The organism is Streptomyces sp. NPDC051907 (assembly GCF_040681075.1).
Lineage (GTDB): Bacteria > Actinomycetota > Actinomycetes > Streptomycetales > Streptomycetaceae > Streptomyces.
Map to the genome: position 1 here is coordinate 36,651 of NZ_JBFAYB010000009.1, position 24,428 is coordinate 61,078.

At 72.3% G+C, this 24,428-nt stretch carries 20 protein-coding genes; 6 read left to right on the top strand and 14 right to left on the bottom strand.

What is annotated here, in order from left to right:
* Nucleotides 1–156: 156 nt before the first annotated feature.
* The 4 genes from mtnA to AB0M39_RS08520 all read right to left on the bottom strand — a co-directional run bounded on the left by mtnA (nt 157) and on the right by AB0M39_RS08520 (nt 5,775).
* Entirely contained in the window at nt 157–1,767 is a 1,611-nt protein-coding gene (gene mtnA, locus AB0M39_RS08505; RefSeq protein WP_365361577.1) for an S-methyl-5-thioribose-1-phosphate isomerase, read from the bottom strand.
* Nucleotides 1,768–2,288: 521 nt separating this feature from the next.
* Nucleotides 2,289–3,362, bottom strand: a complete 1,074-nt coding sequence (locus AB0M39_RS08510) for a LuxR C-terminal-related transcriptional regulator (RefSeq protein ID WP_365361579.1) — start codon at nt 3,360–3,362, stop codon at nt 2,289–2,291.
* A gap of 110 nt (nt 3,363–3,472) precedes the next feature.
* Nucleotides 3,473–3,946, bottom strand: coding sequence for an anthrone oxygenase family protein (locus tag AB0M39_RS08515; RefSeq protein WP_365361581.1), 474 nt, complete (start codon nt 3,944–3,946; stop codon nt 3,473–3,475).
* A 263-nt stretch (nt 3,947–4,209) separates the two neighbouring features.
* Nucleotides 4,210–5,775 (bottom strand): von Willebrand factor type A domain-containing protein, encoded by a 1,566-nt coding sequence (locus AB0M39_RS08520; RefSeq protein ID WP_365361583.1) that lies wholly within the window; start codon nt 5,773–5,775, stop codon nt 4,210–4,212.
* A gap of 322 nt (nt 5,776–6,097) precedes the next feature.
* On the opposite strand from AB0M39_RS08520, the gene AB0M39_RS08525 reads away from it, so the two are divergent.
* Entirely contained in the window at nt 6,098–6,793 is a 696-nt protein-coding gene (locus AB0M39_RS08525; RefSeq protein ID WP_365361585.1) for a DNA-binding response regulator, read from the top strand.
* Nucleotides 6,794–6,934: 141 nt separating this feature from the next.
* On the opposite strand, the gene AB0M39_RS08530 is transcribed toward AB0M39_RS08525, so the two are convergent.
* Nucleotides 6,935–7,792, bottom strand: coding sequence for an ABC transporter permease (locus AB0M39_RS08530; RefSeq protein WP_365361587.1), 858 nt, complete (start codon nt 7,790–7,792; stop codon nt 6,935–6,937).
* Nucleotides 7,789–10,593 carry an alpha/beta fold hydrolase gene (locus tag AB0M39_RS08535; protein ID WP_365361589.1) on the bottom strand — a complete coding sequence of 935 codons (2,805 nt, stop codon included), beginning with the start codon at nt 10,591–10,593 and terminating at the stop codon, nt 7,789–7,791. The genes AB0M39_RS08530 and AB0M39_RS08535 overlap by 4 nt, the downstream gene beginning before the upstream one ends.
* A 253-nt stretch (nt 10,594–10,846) precedes the next feature.
* Here AB0M39_RS08535 and AB0M39_RS08540 point away from each other — a divergent pair, with 253 nt between their 5' ends.
* The 3 genes from AB0M39_RS08540 (at nt 10,847) to AB0M39_RS08550 (ending at nt 14,241) form a co-directional block, all read left to right on the top strand.
* The gene (locus AB0M39_RS08540; RefSeq protein ID WP_365361591.1) at nt 10,847–11,263 is read left to right on the top strand and encodes a GNAT family N-acetyltransferase; all 417 of its coding nucleotides are present in this window, start codon (nt 10,847–10,849) and stop codon (nt 11,261–11,263) included.
* 182 nt (nt 11,264–11,445) lie between these two features.
* Complete coding sequence (locus AB0M39_RS08545; RefSeq protein ID WP_365361593.1) at nt 11,446–12,633, top strand: S8 family peptidase; 1,188 nt, start codon at nt 11,446–11,448, stop codon at nt 12,631–12,633.
* 213 nt (nt 12,634–12,846) lie between these two features.
* A complete protein-coding gene (locus AB0M39_RS08550) occupies nt 12,847–14,241 on the top strand; it encodes a hypothetical protein (RefSeq protein WP_365361595.1) in 1,395 nt (464 codons plus the stop codon).
* Between the two features lie 31 nt (nt 14,242–14,272).
* Here AB0M39_RS08550 and AB0M39_RS08555 read toward each other — a convergent pair whose 3' ends face one another.
* The 8 genes from AB0M39_RS08555 to iolC form a co-directional block, all read right to left on the bottom strand.
* Entirely contained in the window at nt 14,273–14,863 is a 591-nt protein-coding gene (locus AB0M39_RS08555; protein WP_365361597.1) for a DUF4291 domain-containing protein, read from the bottom strand.
* Nucleotides 14,864–14,906: 43 nt separating this feature from the next.
* Nucleotides 14,907–15,893: an LLM class flavin-dependent oxidoreductase gene (locus tag AB0M39_RS08560; protein ID WP_365361599.1), complete on the bottom strand. Its 987-nt coding sequence runs from the start codon at nt 15,891–15,893 to the stop codon at nt 14,907–14,909.
* Nucleotides 15,894–15,978: 85 nt separating this feature from the next.
* Nucleotides 15,979–16,254, bottom strand: a complete 276-nt coding sequence (locus tag AB0M39_RS08565; protein WP_365361601.1) for a hypothetical protein — start codon at nt 16,252–16,254, stop codon at nt 15,979–15,981.
* A 141-nt stretch (nt 16,255–16,395) separates the two neighbouring features.
* On the bottom strand, nt 16,396–17,895 hold the full coding sequence (gene mmsA, locus AB0M39_RS08570) for a CoA-acylating methylmalonate-semialdehyde dehydrogenase (protein ID WP_365361603.1): 1,500 nt from the start codon (nt 17,893–17,895) through the stop codon (nt 16,396–16,398).
* Nucleotides 17,896–17,906: 11 nt separating this feature from the next.
* A complete protein-coding gene (gene iolD, locus AB0M39_RS08575) occupies nt 17,907–19,985 on the bottom strand; it encodes a 3D-(3,5/4)-trihydroxycyclohexane-1,2-dione acylhydrolase (decyclizing) (protein WP_365361605.1) in 2,079 nt (692 codons plus the stop codon).
* A complete protein-coding gene (iolB, locus tag AB0M39_RS08580) occupies nt 19,982–20,890 on the bottom strand; it encodes a 5-deoxy-glucuronate isomerase (protein ID WP_365361607.1) in 909 nt (302 codons plus the stop codon). The genes iolD and iolB overlap by 4 nt, the downstream gene beginning before the upstream one ends.
* 16 nt (nt 20,891–20,906) lie before the next feature.
* On the bottom strand, nt 20,907–21,791 hold the full coding sequence (locus AB0M39_RS08585) for a deoxyribose-phosphate aldolase (protein WP_365361609.1): 885 nt from the start codon (nt 21,789–21,791) through the stop codon (nt 20,907–20,909).
* Nucleotides 21,788–22,852: a 5-dehydro-2-deoxygluconokinase gene (iolC, locus tag AB0M39_RS08590; RefSeq protein ID WP_365361611.1), complete on the bottom strand. Its 1,065-nt coding sequence runs from the start codon at nt 22,850–22,852 to the stop codon at nt 21,788–21,790. Before iolC ends, AB0M39_RS08585 begins: the two co-directional genes overlap by 4 nt.
* 128 nt (nt 22,853–22,980) lie before the next feature.
* Between iolC and AB0M39_RS08595 the strand changes: the two genes are divergently transcribed.
* Together AB0M39_RS08595 and AB0M39_RS08600 are read left to right on the top strand one after the other, a co-directional pair.
* Nucleotides 22,981–23,892 (top strand): sugar phosphate isomerase/epimerase, encoded by a 912-nt coding sequence (locus AB0M39_RS08595; protein WP_365361613.1) that lies wholly within the window; start codon nt 22,981–22,983, stop codon nt 23,890–23,892.
* Nucleotides 23,893–24,136: 244 nt separating this feature from the next.
* Nucleotides 24,137–24,334, top strand: a complete 198-nt coding sequence (locus tag AB0M39_RS08600; RefSeq protein WP_365361615.1) for a MerR family transcriptional regulator — start codon at nt 24,137–24,139, stop codon at nt 24,332–24,334.
* Nucleotides 24,335–24,428: the final 94 nt, after the last annotated feature.

Consider the following 24,428-nt stretch of genomic DNA (forward strand, 5'->3'; position numbering starts at 1 on the left):
TTGGGACAGTACGAGAGGGCGCTACAGCCAACGAACAATCCAACAATTCCACACATATCATACTCTTTCGGGTGCCCGGGACCGCAGGCGGTACCGGTATGAGGACCGTCGAGTCGGTGAGGCGCGGCCGTGCGACGGCCGCCACAGGTAGCCGGATCAGACCTCGCGCACGGCGAAGACCGGGAGGGACAGCCGGTCCCGTCCCGCCAGAGCGGCGATCTCGAGGATCACCGCGCAGCCGGCCGCCGCCGCGCCGCACTGCTCCACGAGCTTCACGGCCGCCGCGGCGGTGCCGCCGGTCGCGAGCACGTCGTCCACGATCAGCACGCGCGCCCCCAAGGGCAGCGCGCTGTGCGCCAGTTCCATGGTGTCCGTGCCGTATTCGAGCGCGTACTCCACCGAGTGCACCGGAGGCGGCAGCTTGCCGGGCTTGCGCAGCGGGACGAACGGGAGGCCGGCGGCCTGCGCGACGGCCGTGCCCAGCAGGAAGCCGCGGGCCTCGATGCCCGCGACATGGTCGAACTCGCCCCTGAAGCGCGCGACCACGGCCCGCGCAAGGCGGTCGACCAGCCGGGGCTGGGCGTACACGGGCATCAGGTCCTGGAAGTCCACGCCCTCGACGGGGTGGTCGGGCACGAGCACGGTGTGCGCGGCGACCTGCGCGGCCAGGTCGTCGCGGGCCGGCTCCAGCACGCGGTGCTCGGTGACCACCGCGGCGACCAGCTCGCCGGGAGTGACGTCGAAGGCCGGGTTGTACGCCCGCGCGCCGGCCGGGGCCGTGCGGGTCCCGGCGACCGCGGTCACCTCCTCGGCGCTGCGCTCCTCGACGACGATGCCAGCGCCGGAGCCGAGGGTCTCGTCGACGGTGGACTCGGGCGCCACGACCACGACCGGGATGCCGTGGCGGGCGGCGGCGACCGCCAGCGAGTAGGTGCCGATCTTGTTGGCGACGTCGCCGTTGCGGGCGATGCGGTCCGCGCCGACCAGCACCACGTCGACCAGGCCGCGCTCCATCGCGAAGGCGGCCGCCGAGTCCACGCAGAGCCGGTACGGGACGTCCGCCTCGCCCAGCTCCCAGGCGGTGAGCCGGGAGCCCTGGAGCAGCGGCCGGGTCTCGTCGACCAGCACCTCCTCGATCCTGCCGCGCTCGGCGAGCTCGAGGATCGCGCCCAGCGCGGTGCCGCCAGCCGCGGTGGCGAGGCGGCCGGTGTTGCAGTGGGTCAGGGCGCGCAACGGCCGGTCGGGGCAGAGCTGTTCGACCAGGTCCGCCGCACGGCGGGCGGCGGCGGAGTTCGCCTCGGCGTCCTCGGCCAGGATCGCCTGGGCCTCGGCGAGGAGCGCGGCCGTGCCCTCGGGCAGCCGCTCCAGCACCCGGGCGACCGCCCAGGAGAGGTTGACGGCGGTGGGCCGGCAGGCCGCGATACGGGCGGCGTCCGCTTTCACCGCCTCCTGGGCCTTCTCGTCCAGGACGCCTTCTGCCAGAGTGCCTTCTGCGGGAGCGCCGGCGGACCGGGCGCCCGACGCGGGAGCGCTCTTCGCCGATTCGCCCTCCGCGAGGGCGGTCCGCGCGCCATGATGGAGCGCCGACAGCACCACGGCGAACGCGCCGGCGATGCCGATGGCGGGCGCGCCCCTGACCGCCAGAGTGCGGATCGCGTCGATGACGCCGTCCACGGTGGTCAGGCGCAGCGGGCTCTCCTGGTGCGGCAGCGAGCGCTGATCAGTGGTGACGATCTCTCCGCTGTTCCAGGAAATCGAGTACTTCAACTTTCCCCCTGATGAGCCGAGTCGTGAACCCGTCGCTGGCTTCCGGCCGTTGAGCCAATCACTGCTGAGCCCGCCGACTCAACGGCTGACCGGCGCCTGAGCCTGTCCGGCTGCGGTCACGGCACACCACGGCCAGCCCGTTTCAGAGGCGGTTGGGTGCCGTTCGGCCATCTACTGGAGGGGGGCATAAGGAACCCGCCAAGTTGTCTACACCGGTTGGACTTCCATCCGGGGAGTTGCATACTTATGCCGATTGCGTGATCACACGGTGTGCCGTGCGCCTGACCCCTCGTGATGTTGCCGAGAGGCCGGCGGCCGACGCTGGGGGCAGGGAGGGAACCGCGGCACGCGTATCGTCCGTCCGCACCGTTAGGGGAAGAAAGTGCACAAGACGACCGGCAGGCAACGTCTTTCCTGCCTCATACCGGACAGCTCGTCGCGCGACAGGTCCCGCTGTGTCCGCCGTCCGTCCGCGGACCTCGCCTGGCCCAGCGGCTCCACCGCCACACCGCCCCCGCCGATCAGCGAGAACGCGCTTCGCCGTCCGGGGGCTGCCACCGTCCGAGCAGTCCCAGCTCCATGGCGCGGATGCCGGCCTGGAAGCGGCTCTCGGCGCCCAGTTGCTCCATGACCTGACCGATCAGCCTGCGGAACGTGCGGGGTGAGACCCCCAGCGACCGGGCCATCGCGCTGTCGGTGCGTCCCTCGGAGAGCAGCTGCACAATGGCCAGCCCCCGCTCCGACAGCAGATGGCCCTCGGGCTCGGACTCAGAGGCGCGCACGGGCTGCGCGTCCAGCCAGCAGAACTCGAACACCTCGCGCAGCATCGGCACCAGCTCGGGTCCGCGCAGCTCGAGCGCCGCGGGCTCGCCGTCCGTTCCGTTGATCGAGGTGTAGGCGATCACATCGTCGATCACGATGAGCCGGAAGGGGAGGGACTGCGCCACCCGCACCTTGACGCCCGACTCGGCCAGCGCCTCCAGATGGGACCGCCCGTGCGGCACCCGCGTCATCGACGCGAGGTGTATCGAGCGCATCGCGACGCCTCGGTCCAGAGCGCGCTGATTGCGCGGCCGGCTGTCGGCGAGGTCCTCGGGCGACAGCGGTATCCCCGGGTGCATGCTCAGCACCTTGCGGCGGGCCCGGTAGGCGGCCCCTTCCAGGGCCGCCGAGATTGGCTCGTATCCGCGCAGCACCTTCCACTGCGGATGGTCGTCGTCGCCGGCGTGGAGCCGGTCGCTGAGCGCCTTGACGATCGAGGTGGTCGATCTCTGGAACTGGATCTGTCCGGCGAGCTGTTCCTGCTGTATCTCCAGCAGCCGCGCGTAGACGAGGTCGGAGGCGCCGGGGACCAGGGTCCGCGCGGACGGCTCCTTCTCGCCCTTCTCTCTGATCAGGCCGGCGGACAGCAGCCGGTCGACCACTTCTCCCGACTGGGCCTCCGATATCCCCAACTGCTCGGCGAGGTCGGCGCGGCAGAGTGGTCTGCCGGAGGTGAGGAGGACTTCCAGCGAGGAGAGCTCTCTGGCGCCGATGCGGTCGGACGCCGGCGGATCGCCGTGCCCCTCGCCTGTCGTCACGGTCCCTCCGACCATCTCTCCGCCCTCCTCCTCCGCAGGCGCGATTCTATCGATCCGCGCAGATCACAGCCCACGTCAGGGGCTGTTTCCGGTCCTGCGAAGACAGGCGGGAGGAGGGCGTTCGATCAGGACAGCGAGGCGGCGACGAGCAAGGCGAACGCGGCGACGATCAGCACCGTCCGCACGAGGTGCAGCCGGTTCCAGCGCCCCTCGAACGCGGCGCGCACCTCGCGGTCGGCCACGCGCGGGGAGGCGGACTCGGAGGCGGCGAGGGCGTTGTTGAGCGGGATGTTCCCGCCGACGGTGACGAGGTGGTTGAGCACACCGCAGACGAGCCCGGCGACGATCAGCCACATCTGCGTGTCGGAGCGGTCGTCGCCCGGGACGGCGAGGGAGACGGCCGGGAAGGCGACGAGCCCGAGGAAGACGAGCACGAACAGGGGGCGGGGCACCGTCTCGTTGATACGGCGCATCGCGGGCACGAACTGCTCGTCGGACAGCCGTGCGAGGGCGGGCATGATCCCGGTCTGGAAGATCAGCATGAAGCCCGCGTAGAGGCCGTTGCAGACGACGGCGAGGGCAAGAAGGGTGGCAGCCATGCCCACATCATGGCTGGAGGGAGCCCTGTTCGCAGCCGTGTTCGGTGGGACAGGCGGGACGGATGGGAAAGTGGCAAGTCGGGTTACGGAAACGGGGCGAACGGGCCGCGACGCTGGGCCCGAGCCGGGGCGAGTGGGACGAGCGGGGGCGGGCCGGGACGCGTTGTCCGCCCAGGCGCTGGACCACGGCGCCAGCCACGTGCGCCGGGTCCGCCCCGCCCGCCCCTCACTCCGGGCCCGCCCCGCCCGCCCCTGACTCCGGATCAGTCGCGCAGCCGCCGCGCCTGGTCTATCGCCTGAGCCAGCCGGCCCACCGCGCCGTCCTCCGTCGCGTCCGACAGCTTCCGCGCCCGCTCGGCCAGCTCGCGCAGTCCCGGCGCTCCCGGCAGCGTGCCGCCGCCCCGCAGCGACTGGGCGAAGTACGCCGCGCACGCCGTGACCTGGAGGCGCTTGGACCCGTCCTCCCACAGGTCGCCGTCGATCTCCCCCGCCTCCACCGAGCCGGTCCGCTCGTGCGGCGCCCGCGTCCTCGGGTCCAGCCAGCGCACCGTCGCCGTCGCGACATGGCCGCTCGCGCCCTCCCGCAGCCGTACCGCGTACAGCGCCGTCACCGTGTGCCCGGGCCCGACCTCGCCGCCGTCCACGCGGTCGTCGCGGAACTCCTCGTCCTCGACCGCGCGGTTCTCGTAGCCGATGAGCCGGAACTGCTCGACGGTCGAGCGGTCGAAGGCCACCTGCGCCTTGGCGTCCCTGGCGCGCAGTTCGATGTGCGCGGGCAGCTGCTCGACGAAGACCTTCCGCGCCTGCTCGCTGTCGGAGACGTACGTGGTGTGCCCGTCGCCCCGGTCGGCGAGTCGCTCCATCAGCGCGTCGCCGTACTCGCTGCCGACGCCGACCCCGAAGAGCGTGATGCCGAACTCGCGGCGGGCGTCCTCGATCCGCTCCAGGATCGCGTCCGCGTCCGTCTCACCGGTGTTGGCGAGCGCGTCGGAGAGCAGCACGACCCGGTTGGCCGCTCCGCGCCGACGGCCCTCGACCGCGGTGTCGTACCCGGTCCGCACGCCCGCCTCCACGTTGGTGGAGTCGCCGGGCTCCAGGGACTCGATCACCGAGTGGATCCGGTCGCGGCCCTCGTCGAGCCGAGTCATCGGCAGCCGGGTCTCGGCGTCGCCGCTGAACGTCACCAGGGCGATGGAGTCGTCGTCGCGCAGCTGGTCCGTGAGGGTCCCCAGCGACTCCTTGACCAGGTCGAGCCGGCCGGGCTCGGCCATGGAGCCGGAGACGTCGACGACGAAGGTGAGCGCCGCCGGGGGCCTCTCGCCCTTGCGGCCGGAGGGCTTGGTGGCCAGGCCGACCCGTACCAGGGACCAGCTCTCGCTCGCGCGCGCTCCGTCCACCGAGACCGAGAAGCCGTCGCCGTCCGGGCGCGGATAGTCCTGGCGGAAGCTGTTGACGAACTCCTCCGGCCGCACGTCCGCCGGGTCGGGCAGCCGGCCGTCCTCCAGCATGCGGCGCGCATAGCCGTACGAGGCGGTGTCCACGTCCAGCGCGAACGTCGACAGATAGTCGGGGGCCGGCCGGGACTCCTCGAAGTCGTCGCTCTTGCGCTCCCCTTCCTCCGCGCCCGTCCCGTCCGTCTGCCCGTCTCCGTCCACGGCCCTCGGCGCCCCTCCCCCGCCGTCCGGCACCATCGGCGGAGCCTGCCTCCCGCCGCGGCTGTCGCTCGTCTTCCCCGTCTGGCCGCCCGCCCCGCAGCCCGCGGTCAGCAGCACGCCCCCGGCCAGCACGGCGGCCAGCACTCCTCTGTACGCCCGCACACAGAGATTCATCTCGGCTCCCTGGATCGTCAGACTCTGTGTATGTGACGTCCCGGGCGGCCGGATGGAGCAGACGAAGGGATTGCGGATGGATCTCAATGCGGCAACGGCACGCGGGAGTTGCCCCGGTCTGCTGGGCAACTCCCGCGCTGGGGCCGATCGGCGCTCGGCCCTGACTCCAAGGGTGGCCCGGCGAGCCGCCTCCGCGGGGGCACTGGCAAGGACTCGCCAGTGCTGATCAGGCACTTGTCACATTGCGCAGTCATGTGCGTACATGGAGTTGCGTAATGCGGCTCGCAGGGGACGGGTCGCGTGAGGGCGGGGGTGATCAGCCGTGTCGGTGGTTCAGGGCTCCGTGCTCGGCCGCGAGGTCTCGCGATCGATCCTGCGCGAGGCGTCGCCGCAGAAGGTCCACGGAGCCGCGCAGGTGCGGGCCGCGCTCACGAGCGTGATCCGTTCGGCGCGCCATGAGCTGCTCAGCTTCGACGATCCGGCGGGCGCGCTGGGCCATGAGATCCCGGAGCCATTCCTGGAGTTCGCCGGGGCGTGCGTGCGGGCGGCGGGCGAGCAGGCCGCGACGGTCCGGCGGATCGCGCCCCGGCACGGGCTGACCCATATCACCGAGCCCTGGCTCTGCCCCGGCGGAGCGCGGGTGGCCGACTCCATCCCGTTCAAGATGGTCGTCGCCGACCGCGCGGTCGCCGTGGTCCCCCTCGACCTCGACCTGCACTACAACGGCGTGCAGCTGATCCGCGACCCCGTCGTCGTCCAGGCCCTGGTCCGCACCCACCGCTCGCTGTGGGAGCAGGCCGACGAGCTCAGCGGCCACGCCCGGCCCGGCGCGCTGCCCTCGCATCTGCGGCCGGTGCTGGAGGCGTTGCTGGCCGGGCTCACCGACGAGACGGCCGCCACGCGCCTCGGCATATCGGGGCGCACCTACAGCCGCCGCGTCGGCGAGCTGCTCACTGCCCTGGGCACGACGAGCCGCTTCCGCGCGGGAGCGGAAGCGGCTCGTCGTGGCTGGCTGTGACGGTCCGTCGGCGTCCGTGTCGGTCTCCGGGTCGGTCTCCGAGCGGGCGGTCTCGGGGGCGGCGGTCTCCGGGCGGGCGTCCGCGCCAGGCCTGGCGTCTGTGTCCAGCCGGGCGTCCCGTCCGATGCGGGACCTGACGGCCTAGGACACGATGTCCTTGCGGGAGAAGTGCCGGAAGGCCAGCGCGAACAGCACCAGGGCGTACGCCACCGAGACCGCCGCGCCCTTGACCATCCCGGTCCACTCCAGCTGCGGCTGGAGCGCGTCGATCCAGGCGAACTGCCAGTGCGCCGGCAGCACGTCCCGCCAGGACCCCAGCGCGGTCACGGCGTCCAGCACATTGCCGATGATCGTCAGGCCGACCGCCCCGCCGACCGCTCCCAGGGGTGCGTCGGTCTTGGTGGACAGCCAGAACGCCAGCCCGGCGGTGACCAGTTGGGAGACGAAGATGAAGGCGACGACCAGCGCGAGCCGGGGCAGCGTCTCGGCGGTGTCCAGCGATCCGCCGGTGGGCAGCTTCAGCGGCCCCCAGCCGTACGCCACGGTTCCGGCCGCCAGCCCGACCAGCGGCATCAGCACCATCGCCGCCGCGCTGAAGCCCAGCGCCACCGCGAGCTTGGACCACAGCAGCCGCGAGCGCGGCACGGGCGCGGCGAGCAGATAGCGCAGCGAGGACCAGTTGGCCTCCGAGGCCACGGTGTCGCCGTGGAACAGCGCGACCGGCACCACCAGCAGGAAGCCCGCGGAGACGAACAGGCAGGTGGCGGCGAAGTTCGCGCCTGACGCGGTGGCCGAGTCGATCAGGGTGATCCGGTCGTTGCCCCGGCCGTCCGGGGTGCCGCCGATCGCGAAGGCCGCGATCAGCACGAGCGGCAGCGCGGCCAGCACGCCGGCCATCACCAGCGTGCGCCGTCGCTTGAGCTGGCGGACCGCCTCGACGCGCAGCGGCAGGGTGTGCCGGGCCCGGTAGCCCGGGGCCGACTCGACGAGCGCGCTCATGCGGAGCCTCCGATCAGGGTGAGGAACGCGTCCTCCAGGCGGCGGTGCGGACCGACGCCCGTCAGCGGCACGTCCAGCCGGACGAGTTCGGCGATCATCGCGGTGGCGGTGGTCCCGTCCAGCCGGACGAGCAGTCCCTCGTCCGTACGGACCGCGGAGCCGATCCCGGGCAGCGCCGCGATCTTCTCGACGACCGGTTCCGGCACCTCCTGGGAGGTGGTGACGAGCAGGGTGTCGCTCTCGCCGGTGATCTCCGCGACCGGGCCCGCCTGCACCAGCCGGCCGCGATCCATGACCACGAGATGGGTGCAGGACTGCTCGACCTCCGACAGGAGGTGGCTGGAGACGATGACGGTCCGGCCTCCGGCCGCGTACCGGATCATCACGTCCCGCATCTCGCGGATCTGCGGCGGGTCGAGTCCGTTGGTCGGCTCGTCGAGGATCAGCAGATCCGGCATGCCGAGCATGGCCTGGGCGATGGCGAGCCGCTGCCGCATGCCCTGCGAGTAGGTGCGCACCGCGCGGGCGAGGGCGTCGCCGAGGCCGGCGATCTCCAGGGCCTCTTCGATGTGCGCGTCCTGCGCCGGGCGGCCGGTGGCCCGCCAGTACAGCTCGAGGTTCTCGCGCCCCGACAGGTGCGGGAGGAAGCCCGCGCCCTCGACGAACGCGCCGACCCGGGACAGGACGGGCGCGCCGGGCCTGATGGCGTGCCCGAAGACGCGGATCTCGCCCTCGTCGGGGCGGATGAGGCCCATCAGCATGCGCAAAGTCGTGGTCTTGCCGGCGCCGTTGGGTCCGAGCAGGCCGAGGACTTGGCCCTTCTCGACGCGGAAGGACAGCTCCCGCACGGCGTACCGGTCGGCGGACTTGGCGTACCGCTTGGTCAGCCCGGTGATCTGGAGCGGCGCCTCGGCGAGGTCCGGGTCGGGGGCGGGCGCGGCGGCCCGGCGGCGGGCGGTGAGCAGCAGCGCTGCGGCGATCGCCGCGCCGGCGGCCGGGAGGCCCCAGACCCACCAGGGCAGCGGGGCGGCCTGGGTCCGCACGGCGGGGGCGGTGGGCACCGCGAGTCCGCCCTGGAGGGAGACGGTGTACTCAGCGGGCTCGGCGGGGGACGCGTAGCCGAGGTCGGTCGCGGACAGGACCAGACGCAGCCGGTGTCCGGCGTCGACCTCGTGGTCGACGGCGGGCAGCGTCAGCTGGACCTCCTTGCCCTGCTGGGCGTCCTCGATCCGGACGGGCGCCACGAGCTGGGAGGGCAGCACCTGCTGACGGCCGTCGGGCCCGACGTCGTACACCTTCCCGAACAGGACGGCGTCGCCCTTGTCCGAGGCGACCTTGACCTTGACGGTCGGCGAGCCGGTGATCCGGACGCCGGCGGCCAGCGGGGCGGAGTCGAACCGGGCGAACTGGCCGGGGAAGTCGAGGGAGAGCCCGAGGCCGAGGGAGGAGAGCTGGGCGGCGCCTCCGGTGAGGCCGGGCACGGCGGAGATGGCGGGAGGGCTCGCGCCGGCGGGGTTGGCGAAGGTCTGCTCGCGGCCGGTGAGCGGGATCTGCTGTACGCCGCCGGCGAGCCCCGGGTAGCGGTCGCCGGTCGCGCCGCGCAGCAGGGCCTGGCCGTCGGTGGAGTCGACGCCTCCGGTGCGGCTGACGCGGAAGGCGGGTCCGGTGTCGGCGCTCTCGTCCTTCTTCAGATACCGGTCGAACCAGTCGCCGATCCGGTCCTGGACGCGGTCGGTCTCGCGGTTGCCGCCGTCGTGGCCGCCTTGGACCCAGTCGACGGAGACGGGCGCGCCGTTGGAGCCGATCTTCTTGGCCATCGCGTCGGCGTGCGCGAGCGGGAAGAGGGAGTCGGCCTGGCCCTGGACGATGAGCGCGGGGACCTTGATGCGGTCGCCGACGGCGGAGGGGCTGCGGGCATCGAGGAGCAGACGGGCTTCGGCGTCGGGCTTCCCGGCGACGGCGACGCGCTCGTACATGGCGCACAGCTGAGGCGTGAAGCGTCCGCATCCGGGAGCGTCGGAGGGGGTCTTGGCGGGGGCCTTGGCGGCGGGCGCCTTTCCAGCGGGCGCGTCACCGGCGGCCGCTTCCCCGGCGGGTGCGTCACCGGCGGCCGGGGCCTGACCGCCCGGCGCATCCCCGCCCGGGGCCTCGCGCTCGGGCGTCTCGCCGGGGGTCGAGCCCGGAGCCGCCCCCGCCCCGGCCGTGAAGAAGATCCCCGCCCAGAGTTTCTTGAACACCCCGTCCGGGAACAGCGCGTCGGCCAGGTTCCAGTAGGTGATCTCCGGCGCGATGGCGTCGACCCGCTTGTCGTACCCGGCCGCGAGCAGGGAGACCGCCCCGCCGTACGACGCGCCGGTGACGCCGACGCGCGGGTCGCCGTCCGCGTCCAACTGCACCTCGGGCCGCTTCGCCAGCCAGTCGATCAGCCGGGAGACGTCCTTGACCTCGTGGTCGGGGTCGTTCAGCCCGATCTGGCCGGTCGACTCGCCGAAGCCGCGCGCGGACCAGGTCAGCACGGCGTATCCCTCGCGGGCCAGATCCTCGGCCTGGGCGCGCAGCTCGTCCTTGCTGCCGCCGAAGCCGTGCCCGATGAGCACGGCGGGACGGCGCTGGTCGCCGCCTGCCGTGAAGTAGGAGGTGTCGATCTTCGCGCCGGGCATGTCGTGCACCCGGTCCTCGCGGTGCACGGCCGGTGCGCTGTCGTCGGCGACGGCGGTCCAGGTGCCCGCGCCGGCGAGAACGGCGAGGGCCGCGCCGCCGGCGAGCCATCGGCCGCGTGGCCGGGGAAGTCGGATCTGCATGAGCCAAACCCTAAGCGGCCCGCCTGTGCGGTCTCGGCTGCCGCCAGGGGGAACTCAGGAGCATCCGCAAGGAGTACGCAGTACCGTCGCCGTACACCAGACGCGGTATACGCCGCGCCCGAAGACCGCCGCGCCGAAGACCGCCGGCGCCGACGACCGCCGCGCAGACGACCACCCCGCCGAGAACCACCGCGCAGACGACCGCCCCGCAGACGACCGGCGCGCGAGAGAGACCCTGCGAGAGGACCCGAGCATGGACATCCGGCCCGCCGCGACCACGGCCGAGCTGATCGCCGCCGAGCACCTCTACGACGGCCCGGCTCGCAAGGAGTGGGCGGAGCGGTTTCTGGCCGCCCCCGGGCATCTGATGCTGATCGCGTATGTGGACGGGCGTCCGGCCGGGATGGTCTCGGGCATCGAGATGCTCCACCCCGACAAGGGGTCGGAGATGTGTCTGTACGAGCTGTCGGTGGACGAGCGGCACCGCAGGCAGGGCATCGGGCGGGCGCTGATCCTCGCGCTGCTGGCGGTCGCGCGCGAGCGGGGCTGCTACGACATGTGGGTGGGCGTGGACACGGACAACGATCCGGCGCTGGCGACCTACCGTTCGGCGGGGGCCAAGGACGACGGCGTGTTCACCATGCTGACCTGGGAGCTCCCGAATTCCTAGCGGCGGATGGCGGAAAATCGTCCCGCCGCGCCGTCCTTTCATGATCTAAAAGCTCCTCATGTCCCGCCTTGGGCCTCCCCCTTGTGTCGTAGGTCACATCCCAAGGCTCTGGCCAGCGCGAATGCTCCTCCTGACACCATGCACGACCGAACGTGTCCGTCCTCCGGTCAACGAAAGGTCAGGTGCACGAGATGAGAATCCATGCCCGCCGCGTCGGGGCGCTGATACCCGCAGCAGCCCTTGCGGCAGGTCTCCAGTTCGCCGTGTCCCCCACCGCGCACAGCGCGTCACTCGGCGATCTCCGTCTCGCCCCCACTGCAACTGCCGTACAGAACAGCTGGATCGTCGTCCTGAAGGACGGCTCGACGCGCGCCGCCGATCTGGGCGTCACGCCGAAGCACACCTACCGCAGCGTCCTTCAGGGCTTCTCGACCTCGATGTCGAAGTCGAGGGCCGCGGCCCTCGCCGCCGATCCGCGCGTGGCGTACGTGGAGCAGAACGCCACCGTGCGCGTCAGCGAGACGCAGCCGAACGCCACCTGGGGCATCGACCGCGTCGACCAGCGGAGCCTTCCGCTGTCGAAGACGTACAAATACAGCACGTCCGCGTCGAATGTGAACGCGTACATCATCGACACCGGCATCCGCACCTCCCACAGCGAGTTCGGCGGGCGCGCGAGCGTCGGCACGGACACGGTGGGCGGCGGCCAGAACGGTCAAGACTGTCAGGGACATGGCACCCATGTCGCCGGCACGGTCGGCGGGAAGACGTACGGCGTCGCCAAGGGCGCCAAGCTGATCGCCGTACGCGTCCTGGACTGCAACGGCTCGGGCACCACGGCCGGGGTCATCGCGGGCGTGGACTGGGTGACGGCCAACGCCAGGAAGCCGGCGGTGGCGAACATGAGCCTGGGCGGCGGGGCGAACGCCTCGCTGGACAACGCGGTGAAGAAGTCGATCGCGTCGGGCGTCAGCTACTCGGTCGCGGCGGGCAACGGGAACTTCCTGGGCTTGCCGCAGAACGCGTGCAGTTCCTCGCCGGCGCGGGTCCCCGAGGCGATCACGGTCGGCGCGACGGACAGCACGGACCGGCGGGCGTCGTTCTCGAACTTCGGGACGTGCCTGGACCTGTTCGCGCCCGGGGTGAACGTCACCTCGGCGTGGAAGGACGGCAACACGGCGACGAACACGATCTCGGGCACGTCGATGGCGGCGCCGCACACGGCCGGGGTCGCGGCGCTCTACCTGTCGGCGAACCCGACGGCGACGCCGGCCCAGGTCCGAAACGCCCTGGTGAACAACGCGACCCCGGGCAAGGTCCTGGACCCCCGCGCGGGCTCGCCGAACAGGCTGCTGCACTCGCTCTTCTGAGACCGCGGACCGGCTGGCCGCACCGCTGCCCGAGGAGCCCCTCCTCGGGCAGCGGTGTGCGAGCGGGCGGCATCGCTGACGGCCCCTGCCGCCCTGGCCGCCCTCCTCCCCCCGCCATGCCGCAGAGCATGATCAACGACGTTGACCTCCTCCACGCGACCTGCACACAATCTCCGGGCCCGCGACGCCCGCCGGCGAAAGGGGAGGGGCACCATGCAGAGGAACCGCGCTCACCGCGAGACCGTTGCCGCGATCGCGCGAAATCCTGCCGCGCCGGTGGAGGTACTGACCAGGCTGCTGTGCCAAGAGGCCATCGCGGCCTGGGAGTGGCTCGCCTGGCGCGCCCTGCCGGACGAGGTGGTCGACGCCATCGTCGCGCATCCCGACCACAGGCTGCGGATGGCGTTCACCGCGAACCCCAAGGTGACGGCGGAGCAGCGCGCCCGGCTCCTGGACGACCCCGATCCACGCGTCCGCGAGGATCTGGCCCTCGGGCCCGACTGGTACCGCACCCCCGTGGAGCCGCTGCCGCTGTCCGCTCAGCAGCGTCTGCTGGCCGACCCGGAACTGCCGGTCCGCCGGCGCGCGGCCCTCTGCCGCCACACAGATCCCAGCCTGGTCGCCGGCCTCGCCGACGACCCGGACGCGGACCTTCGACGGGCAGCCTGCCGCCACTGGACCCTGCTTGCCGAGGACACCCGAAGCCGTCTGCTCCACGACGCCGACGACACGGTCCGCGAGGCGGCCATGACGGAGGCCTGCCACGAGGACGCGACGTACACGGACCTCCTTCTCGCCGCGGGAATCGGCCCCTTCCACCGGCAGGAGGTGATCCGGTCCGGCGCCATGAGCAGAGCGACCGCCGAACACCTCGCAGCGAGCCCCGACGAGGAGGACCGGCGGGAGCTGGCGACCAACCTCAACGTTCCCATCGACATCGTCAGACGGCTGGCGACCGACGACGCGCACAGCGTCCGGCTGGCGGTCTCGGTACGACCCGAGCTGACGGAGGCCGAACGCACAGCCGTCGACGTCACCGTCAAGGAGACCGATCGGCTCTATCCCGCCGCATGGGTCCTCTCCTGCGCCGACCCCGACGTCCTGCGCCGCTGCGCCGCGTCGGCCAGCATCCTGCTGCGGCGCAGCGCCGCCTACAGCCGGCATCTGCCCGCCGACGCCGTCGACCTGCTCTCGAGGGACGACGACTACGCCGTACGACTCCTGCTGTGCGAGAACCAGCCGACCGTCGACGGCGAGGTGGTGCTGCAGTCGTATCTGGACGCCCAGGTCATCACCAGGGGCGAACTGCTGCGCCACCCGAACTTCCCGAGCGCGGGCATCGCGCAACGCTTCGCCGACGACCCGGATCCGGAGAAACGATGGCTGGTGAGCCTCGACCCCAAGGCGCCGGCCGCCATGGTGGTCCGGCTGCTCGCCGACCCGGTCGCTCGCGTACGCACGATGGCAGCGGCGCACCCCGCGCTGCCCGTCGACCTCATCCTCCAGAGCTGCGCGAACCCGGAGACCGCCTCCCACGCCCTCACCAACCCGAGCCTTCCCGCGGACGTCATGCACCGGTACCTGGACGAGGCGGGGATCCCGCGCTGACGCGGACGGTTCCGACGACTGCACAGCCCAGCTAGCCGATCAGATGCCCGAGGAGCTCCTCCCCCGCCGGGTAGGCCCGCTCCTTCGGCAGCAGTGTGTGTGCGGCGTCCAGGTCCCCCTCCCGGACGAGGGCGTGGATCTGGTGCGCGAGCGGGGTCACATCGCTGATCGAGACCGTCCACTCGTCCGCGTAGCGCCGCGAGGCGTCGCCCGACAGCCCCAGCTGCAACGACCGGTACGGCAACGGCTGCAGCCGCACATCCCGCTCGGGATCCCACTGGACGCGGGCGGGCGACTGCCTCAACTGCCCTTTCCACTCGGCCTGATCGGCGTGCAGCTTGGGCGCGTAGTGCGACAGGCACGCATGGCGCAGCGCCCACTCGAAGCCCGCCCGGGTGATCTCGACGGCGAGGACCGTCTCCTGGCCCTCCTTGGCGCCCCAGCCGCAGCGGTACATCATCCACAGGAAGGAGGGCTTGATCCACGTCATCCGCTCCCGCTTCCAGCTCGCCGGGAAGTGCCCGTCCCGCGCGGCGGGGCCGCCGATGCGCGGGGAGTAGGCCTGGTACACGGTGACCGTGGACTCGGTGTGGAGGGCGCGTATCTGGTGCTGGGGTGCCATAGGAGGAGGCTAGCCAGAGGGGAAACCGTCGGCCACGCAATTGCTAGGGGGTCGTCGGCGCCATCACGTGCTGCTGGACCAGTTCGTACGACCTCAGACGGTCGGCCAGCGTGTAGACGGGCGTCACCAGCATGAGTTCGTCCGCGCGGGTCACCCCCACCAGGTCCGCCAGCTGCTTCGCGACGGTCTCGGGAGAGCCGTAGGCCTGTTGGGCGCGGAAGGCCGCCAGTGCCTGCTCGTCCTCCGGGGAGAAGGAGTGGGCGGCTGCCTCTTCGGGCGTGGGGAAGGGGATATCGCCCCGGCCCTTGAGGAGTTCGGCCTTGACGACCTCCATCGGGCCGGCGAGCCAGGCCGCCTCCTTGTCTGTGTCGGCGCAGATCGTCTCCACGCAGACCAGCACACGCGGGCGCGCGCACCAGCGGGAGGGCGTGAAGTTCTCGCGGTAGTGCTCGAGCGCGGCGAGGGTGTTGTCGGGCCGGATGTGGTGGGCGAAGGCGATCGGCAGTCCGAGCTCCGCGGCGAGCGCGGCGCCGGCCGTGCTCGAGGAGAGCAGCCAGGGCTCGGGGAGCGGGTCGAGCGCGACCTCCTCCACCAGGAGACGCAGAGTCGCCGACACATCGTCTCGGTACTCGTCGTCCGTCGTCGGCCCGGCCCCGCGCCGCAGAGCCCGCGCCGTCGGCTCGTCGAAGGTGCCCGGGCCCCGGCCGATGCCCAGGTCGATGCGGCCCCCGTGCAGCGCGGCCAGCGTGCCGAACTGCTCCGCCAGCATGATCGGCGCGTGGTTCGGAGCGAGGACGCCCCCGGACCCAAGGCGGATGGACGACGTCAACGCGGCCGCGTGGGCGGCCAGGACGACGGGCGGAAACGCCCCGATGGCCGGCGAGTGGTGGTGCTCGGCGTACCAGAGCCGCCGGTAGCCGAGGTCGTCCACGCGTCGGGCGAACTCGGTCGTGTCGTGCAACGTGTCTACGGCTCGGGTGCCCGTCTGGACCATGGCTACTTCGAGCGCGCTGAACGGAACGTTGATCATTCCGCCAGTATAAGAAGCGTCGATCAGCGTCAAAGCCCTTAACGGCAAGGCCGGTTGAGCCGCGCAGCCGCCCGGGGCCAGCGGGTCAGAGCTCGCCGCTCGCCGCCTCGAGCCCGTCTATCGCCTCGTTGTGGAAGTCGCGCTCGGCCTCGCGGCAGGGGGCGGTCAGGAAGATCCGTCCCGCTTCGCCGAGATCGCAGCCCAGCAGCTCCCTGGTGACGATGACGGCGTCGACTCCGTGGCAGTCGTGGTCCTTCAACCACTGTTGCAGCGCGTCCGTGTTCTGGGTCGCCTCCCAGAGGGGGCGGGCCGATTCGAGCATGGCCGCGATGCGGGCTGAGCGCTCTGGTCCGATGGCCATGGGTTCTGCCTCCCCGGGTCGTGGTGGAGACCCGAGCCTACGGAGGCGGTCGCAGGGCCGTGGTGAAGACCCGAGCCCACGGACACGGCCGCGGCCCGTACGAATCGATTCCGTACGGGCCGCGGCCGCGAGGCACGCGCGTCAGTGGTTGCGCGGGAAGCCCAGGTCCACGCCCGCCGGGGCGTCCGCCGGGTCCGGCCAGCGGGTGGTGACCACCTTGCCGCGGGTGTAGAAGTGCACTCCGTCGTTGCCGTAGATGTGGTGGTCGCCGAAGAGCGAGTCCTTCCAGCCGCCGAAGGAGTGGTAGCCCACCGGGACCGGGATCGGCACGTTCACGCCGACCATGCCCGCCTGGACCTCGAGCTGGAAGCGGCGCGCCGCGCCGCCGTCGCGGGTGAAGATGGCCGTGCCGTTGCCGTACGGCGAGGCGTTGATCAGCGACACGCCCTCGTCGTACGTCTCCGTGCGCAGCACGCACAGCACCGGGCCGAAGATCTCGTCGCGGTACGCGTCCGAGTCCGTGGAGACGTTGTCCAGCAGCGACAGGCCGATCCAGTGGCCGTCCTCGAAGCCGCCGACCGTGTAGCCCGTGCCGTCCAGGACGACGTCCGCGCCCTGGGCCGCCGCGCCCTTGACGTAGGAGGCGACCTTGTCGCGGTGGGCCTTGGTGATCAGGGGGCCCATCTCCGACGTCGGGTCGTTGCCCGGGCCGATCTTGATCTTCTCGGCGCGCTCGCGGATTTTCTGGACCAGTTCGTCGCCGATCGCGCCGACCGCCACGACCGCCGAGATCGCCATGCAGCGCTCGCCCGCCGAGCCGTACGCCGCCGAGACCGCCGCGTCCGCCGCCGCGTCCAGGTCCGCGTCCGGCAGGACCAGCATGTGGTTCTTCGCGCCGCCCAGGGCCTGGACCCGCTTGCCGTTGGCGGACGCCGTGGTGTGGATGTACCGGGCGATCGGGGTCGAGCCGACGAAGGAGACCGCCGCCACGTCCGGGTGCGCGAGCAGCGCGTCCACCGCGACCTTGTCGCCGTGGACGACGTTGAGCACGCCGTCCGGCAGCCCCGCCTGCGAGGCCAGCTCCGCGAGGAAGTTCGCCGCCGAGGGGTCCTTCTCGCTCGGCTTCAGCACAAAGGTGTTTCCGCAGGCGACGGCCAGCGGGAACATCCACATCGGGACCATCGCCGGGAAGTTGAACGGCGTGATGCCGGCGACGACGCCCAGCGACTGACGGATCGCGGAGACGTCCACCCGGCTGGAGACCTGGGTGGACAGCTCGCCCTTGAGCTGCGTGGTGATGCCGCAGGCCAGCTCGACGATCTCCAGGCCGCGGGCCACCTCGCCGAGCGCGTCGGAGTGGACCTTGCCGTGCTCGGCGGTGATCAGCTCCGCGATGTCGTCGCGGTGGGCGTCGAGCAGCGCGCGGTAGCGGAAGAGGATCGCGGTGCGCTGCGCGAGCGAGGCCGTGCCCCATGTCGCGTACGCCTCCTTCGCCGCCGCTACCGCCGCGCCGACCTCCTCCGTGGAGGCCAGTGCGACCTGAGTGGTGACGGCGCCCGTGGCCGGGTCGGTGACCGGGCCCCAGTTGCCGGACGCGCCTTCGACGGTCTTGCCACCGATCCAGTGGTTGACGGTCTTCATTTCGAGCTCCTTCACAGATGGCGGCGTCGGGCTGCGACTTGCCGGTCGTACTCCTCCCGGGCCTTCACCGCGGACGGGCGGGTCGCGGTTTGGGCCACCGGAACATCCCACCACGCCTGTGCGGGGGGCGCGCCCGACACTGTGTCTGCCGTTTCGGTCTCGACGTAGACACATGTGGGCACGTCCGCCGCCCGGGCCTGGGCGAGCGCTTCTCGCAGGTCACGCACCGTCTTCGCGCGCAGCACCCGCATCCCGAGCGACGCGGCGTTGGCCGCCAGGTCGACGGGGAGCGGAGCGCCCGTGTACGTGCCGTCGGGGGCCCTGAGGCGGTAGGCGGTGCCGAAGCGCTCCGCGCCCACCGACTCGGAGAGCCCTCCGATCGAGGCGTACCCGTGGTTCTGCACGATCACGACCTTGATAGGGACATTCTCCTGCACCGCGGTAACGATTTCCGTCGGATTCATGAGATATGTCCCGTCGCCGACGAGCGCCCACACCGGGCGGTCCGGCGCGGCCATCGCGACGCCGATGGCCGCCGGAATCTCGTATCCCATGCAGGAGTAGCCGTACTCCACGTGGTACTGGTCCGCGGAACGGGCCCGCCACAGCTTGTGCAGGTCCCCCGGCAGCGAGCCCGCCGCGTTGATCAGGATGTCGTCCCCGGTGACCAGGGCGTCCAGCGCGCCCAGCACCTGCGGCTGGGTGGGGCGGACGTCCGGGTCCTGCGGCTCGTACGCCGCGTCCACCCGGCCCTCCCAGCGCTCCTTGTCCTCGCCGTACTCCCTCTCGTACGCGCCCTCCACCCGGAAGCCCGGGTCGCGCGCCAGCTCCTCCAGCGTGGCGCGGGCGTCCCCGACGACGGAGAGGCCGGCCATCTTGTGGGCGTCGAAGGACGTGATGTTGAGGTTGAGGAAGCGGACGGCCGGGTTCTGGAAGAGGGTCGAGGAGGCCGTGGTGAAGTCGGACCAGCGGGTGCCGACGCCGATCACCAGATCCGCGGTGCGGGCCAGCTCGTCGGCGGTCGCCGTCCCGGTGTGGCCGACGCCGCCGACGTCGCAGGGGTGGTCGTGGCGGAGCGATCCCTTGCCGGCCTGGGTGGAGGCGACGGGGACGCCGGTCGCGTCGACGAAGGCGCGCAGCGCCTCCTCGGCCTCGCTGTGGTGGACGCCGCCGCCCGCGACGATCAAGGGGCGGCGGGAGGCGCGCAGCGCCTCGCGGGCCTCGGCGAGCGCGTCCGCGTCGGGGCGGGGCCTGCGCACCTGCCAGACGCGCTCGGCGAAGAACTCCTCCGGCCAGTCGTACGCCTCCGCCTGCACGTCCTGCGGGAGCGCCAGCGTGACCGCGCCCGTCTCGGCTGGGTCGGCGAGCACGCGCATCGCCTGGAGGGCGGCGGGGATCAGCGCCTCGGGGCGGGTGACCCGGTCGAAGTAGCGCGAGACCGGGCGCAGCGCGTCGTTGACCGAGACATCGCCGGCGGAGGGGACCTCGAGCTGCTGGAGGACCGGGTCGGCGGGGCGGGTCGCGAAGACGTCGCCTGGGAGGAGCAGGACCGGCAGCCGGTTGATCGTGGCGAGCGCGGCGCCGGTGACGAGGTTGGTCGCGCCGGGGCCGACGGACGTGGTGACGGCGTGGGCGGAGAGCCGACGGGACTGGCGGGCGTAGCCGACGGCGGCGTGCACCATGGCCTGCTCGTTGCGCCCCTGGTAGTACGGCATGTCGACGCCGGGGCCGTCCGGCCGGCCGGAGGCGCTCGCCGCGCCCGACTCCAGGAGCGCCTGGCCGAGGCCGGCCACGTTGCCGTGGCCGAAGATGCCCCAGGTCGCGCCGATCAGCCGGCGCCGGCGGCCGTCCCGCTCGGTGTACTGCTGGGCGAGGAAGGCGACGAACGCCTGCGCGACGGTGAGCCGGCGGACGGGGGCGCGGGTGTCGGTACCGGTGTCGGGGGTGCTGGTGTCGGCGGGGGTGCGTGCGCCGGTACCGGGGGCGCTGGGGTCGGCGGGGGTGCGTGCGCCGGTACCGGGGGCGCTGGGGTCGGCGGGGGCGCTGGGGGCACCGGGGGCGGCGGGGGTTCTGGGGCGGCTGGTGCTCATCGGTAGCCCTCCGTGTGGTCGGGGTGGAAGCGGATGAGCCACTCGCGCTCGGCGCCAGGCCCTGCCATCACATTGAGGTAGTACATGGTGTGGCCCGGCTCGGCGATGGACGGGCCGTGCCAGCCGTCGGGCACGAGGACGGCGTCGCCGCTGCGGACCTCGGCCAGCACGTCGGCGCCGCCGGGCCGGGACGGGGAGACCCGCTGGTACCCCACCCCGCCGCCCTCGATCTCGAAGTAGTAGATCTCCTCCAGCTCGGACTCCTCGCCGGGGAGGCGCTCGTCGTGCTTGTGGGGAGGGTAGGAGGACCAGTTGCCGCCGGGGGTGAGGACCTCGACGGCGATGAGCCGGTCGCACTCGAAGGCCCCCGCGGCAGCGAAGTTGTGCACCTCGCGCTCCTGCACGCCGCTGCCGCGGGCCTCGACGGGTACCTCCGGCGCGGGGCCGTAGCGAGCGGGGAGTCGTCGCTCGCACTTCGCTCCTGCCAGGGCGAAGCGGCCTCCCGCACCGGAGGCGATCTGCGCATGGGCGTCGCGCGGCACATAGGCGAAGTCCGTGACCCCGCCGAACACGCCTTCTCTGCCCAGCAGTTCAAAGATCTCGCCTTGTGTACGCACTGTGCAACCGCCGCTGAGGGGGAGCACGATCCATTCGCTGTCGCCCGCGGCGAGGGAGTGCGCGCCGCCGGGCTCCAGCTCCAGCACCCGCAGGCTGGAGAACCCCCAGCCGGCCTGCTCGGGGTCGATGCGCAGGGCGTACGGACCGTCGGCGGCGCTGCCCGCGGGCACATGCAGCTCATGCGCGCCCTGCGGCTTCTTCTCAGGCTCGTGCGCCCGGCTCGGCGCGTACGCCTCGCCCTGCTCGTACGATCCGCCCTGCCCGTACGGCTTCTTCTCGTCGCTCATGACCTCTCCGTACCCCCTACAGCAGCCCGACGGCCGTGTCGACCGCCGCGGCGACGTCGCCGTCGACCGGATAGAGCAGCGAGCGTCCCACCACCAGACCCTGCACGGTGGGAAGTTGCAGCGCTCCACGCCATTTCTCGTACGCGCCGTCCTGGTCGTCCCCTATCTCGCCGCCGAGGATGACGGCCGGCAGGGTCGACGTCTCCATCACGGCCGCCATGTCCTCGGGGTCGTCGGTGACCGGGACCTTCAGCCAGCTGTACGCCGAGGTGCCGGCGAGCCCGGAGGCGATGGCGATCGAACGGGTGACGGCCTCGGCGCTCAGATCGTTGCGCAGACGGCCGTCGACCCGGTGACAGATGAACGGCTCGATGAAGACGGGCAGCTGACGCTCGGCCATCTCGTCGACGGCGCGCGCGGTGGCGTGCAGCGTGTCCAGCGAGCCCGGGTCGTCGTAGTCGATGCGCAGCAGCAGCTTGCCCGCGTCGAACCCGAGCCGGTCGAGGTCCTTGGGGCGGTGGCCGGTGAACCGGTCGTCGAGCTCGAACACCGCGCCCGCCAGGCCCCCTCGGTTCATCGAACCCATGACGACCTTGTCCTCGAGCGCGCCGAGGAGCAGCAGGTCGTCGAGGATGTCGGCGGTGGCGAGCACGCCGTCGACGCCGGGGCGGGAGAGGGCCAGGCAGAGCCGTTCGAGCAGGTCGAGGCGGTTGGCCATGGCGAGCCGGCGCTCGCCCACGGCGAGGGCGCCGCGGGCGGGGTGGTCGGCCGCGACGATCATCAGCCGGCCGCTCTCGCCGATGAGCCGCGGCCGCCTGCGCCGGCGGCTCGCCGCCTCGGCGACGGCCTCGGGGTGGCGGGTGCGGACTCCGACGAGCTCGGCGATGTCGACGCGGCTCACCGGACGCCTCCGTCCGTCGCGCCAGGGCGGGATGCGGTGGGGCGCTCTGTGTCAGGACGCGCTGCGGCGGGGTGCGCTGCGGCGGGGCGAACTTCGGTGGGCTGCTCGGGGACCCGGCCTGACGCGAGGACCTGCTCGACCTCGGCGGCGCGCGGCATCGCCGAGGAGCAGGCCAGGCGGGCGGCGACGATGGCGCCGGCTGCGTTGGCGTACCGCATGACGTCCTCCAGCTCCCAGCCGGCGAGCAGTCCGTGGCACAGCGCTCCGCCGAACGCGTCCCCCGCCCCCAGTCCGTTGACCACCTCGACCGGCACGGGCGGGACCTCCGCCTGAGCGCCGTCCCGGTGGACGGCGAGGACCCCCTTGGGGCCCTGCTTGACGACGGCGAGCTCGACGCCGGCCGCGAGCAGCGCGCGGGCCGCCGCGTACGGCTCGCTCTCCCCGGTGGCGACCTCGCACTCCTCGAGGTTGCCGACGGCGACGGTGGCGTGGGCGAGGGCCCGGGCGTAGTGCGGTCGCGCCTCGTCCGGGTCCGTCCAGAACATCGGGCGCCAGTCGAGGTCGAAGACGGTCGTGCCGGCCCGGTCGCGGTGGGCGAGCGCGGCGAGCGTCGCGCTACGGCTCGGCTCGGCGCACAGTCCGGTCCCGGTCATCCAGAACACCCGGGCCGCGCCGATCGCCTCCAGGTCCAGCTCGTGGGCGTGGATCTCGAGGTCCGGCGCCTTGGGCTGCCGGTAGAAGTAGAGCGGGAAGTCGTCGGGCGGGAAGATCTCGCAGAAGGTGACCGGGGTCGGGTACGCGGCCACCGGCGTCACCCAGCGGTCGTCGACCCCGAACTCCCCCAGCGCCTGGTGCAGATAGTCGCCGAAGGGGTCCTGCCCGGTGCGGGTGACGACGGCCGTGCGCCGGCCGAGTCGGGCCGCGGCGACGGCGACGTTGGCCGCCGAGCCGCCCAGGAACTTGCCGAACGTGTCGACCTGCGCGAGCGGCACGCCGGTCTGCAGGGGGTAGATGTCCACCCCGATCCGGCCCATCGTGATCACGTCGTACGGCTGAGGCATACGAGTCCCTTCGCTTCGGAGCCGGCTGCCCACAGGTCTAGTGGTCGCTCCCGAACCCTGTCAACATTTTGTCCTTACATTCGGACGAACTCTTGACACCCTCCGCCGTCGGTCCGAAGCTGCTCGGCATGACCTCCTCCGTCCCCACCCTGAACCGCATCCGGGTCGGCTCGGCCCCCGACTCCTGGGGCGTGTGGTTCCCCGACGATCCCCAGCAGGTGCCCTGGCAGCGATTCCTCGACGAGGTCGCCGCCGCGGGATACGAGTGGATCGAGCTCGGCCCGTACGGCTACCTCCCCAGCGACCCCGCCCTGCTGACCGAGGAGACCGCCCGGCGCGGGCTGAAGGTCTCGGCCGGCACGGTCTTCACCGGACTCCACCACGGCCCGTCCGTCTGGGAGAAGACCTGGGCGCATGTCTCGGACATCGCGGCGCTCACCCAGGCGATGGGCGCCGAGCACCTCGTCGTCATCCCGTCCTTCTGGCGCGACGACAAGACCGGCCAGGTCCTCGAGGACCGCACTCTGACCCCCGCGCAGTGGCGCGATCTCACCGCCCAGACCGAGCGCCTGGGGCGCGAGGTGCGCGAGCGGTACGGCCTGAAGATCGTCGTGCATCCGCACGCGGACACCCACGTCGACACCGAGGAGAACGTCGCCCGCTTCCTCGACGCCACCGACTCCGACCTGGTCTCGCTCTGCCTGGACACCGGGCACTACGCCTACTGCGGCGGGGACAGCGTCAAGCTGATCGAGACGTACGGCGAGCGGATCGGCTACCTCCACCTCAAGCAGGTGGACCCGGAGATCCTGGCGGAAGTGGTCGCCGACGAGGTGCCGTTCGGGCCGGCCGTGGGGCGCGGCGTCATGTGCGAGCCGCCGGCCGGGACGCCCGCGCTGGAGCCCGTGCTGGCCGCGGCGCAGGCGCTGGACGTCGACCTCTTCGCGATCGTCGAGCAGGACATGTACCCCTGCCCGCCGGACAAGCCGTTCCCGATCGCCCAGCGGACCCGGGGGTTCCTCCGCTCCTGCGGCGCGTGAACCGCACATGTCCGCCCTTGCGGCGCATGAACCGCACGCGCGTCCTATGTCGCGGTTGTCTCCGTCTCATCACACATGTCTCCATTTCGCGGGTCTTCCGTCACAGCCGATCGACAACCGCACCCTGGCCCTGACTCGGCGTCGTTCAACGGGCACAGGCTCAGTGATCGCCAGCGTCCGCGCGGCAGCTCCCCCGACGGCCCCCCGGCCCACGCTGCCGCGCCCGCAGGGAGGTGCCACGCGCATGACGGACAGAAGACTCTGGTCCTACAAAGAGATCGCCGCGCACATCCGGGTGCAGCCGGACACGGTCCGCTCGTACCGCAAGCACGGCCTTCTTCCGCCGCCGGACCATGTGGAGTCGGGCAAGCCCTACTGGTACGCGGACACGATCCGCGTATGGGTGGCCAACCGCCCCGGGAACAGGGGCCGCCGGGACTGACCTCCTCCGGCTGAGCACCTCGGGCCCCGCGCCGCCACGGCGCGGGGCCCGTCCCTTTGGTGGCGGGCCATTCGGGGCCCGCCTCATGGGCGCC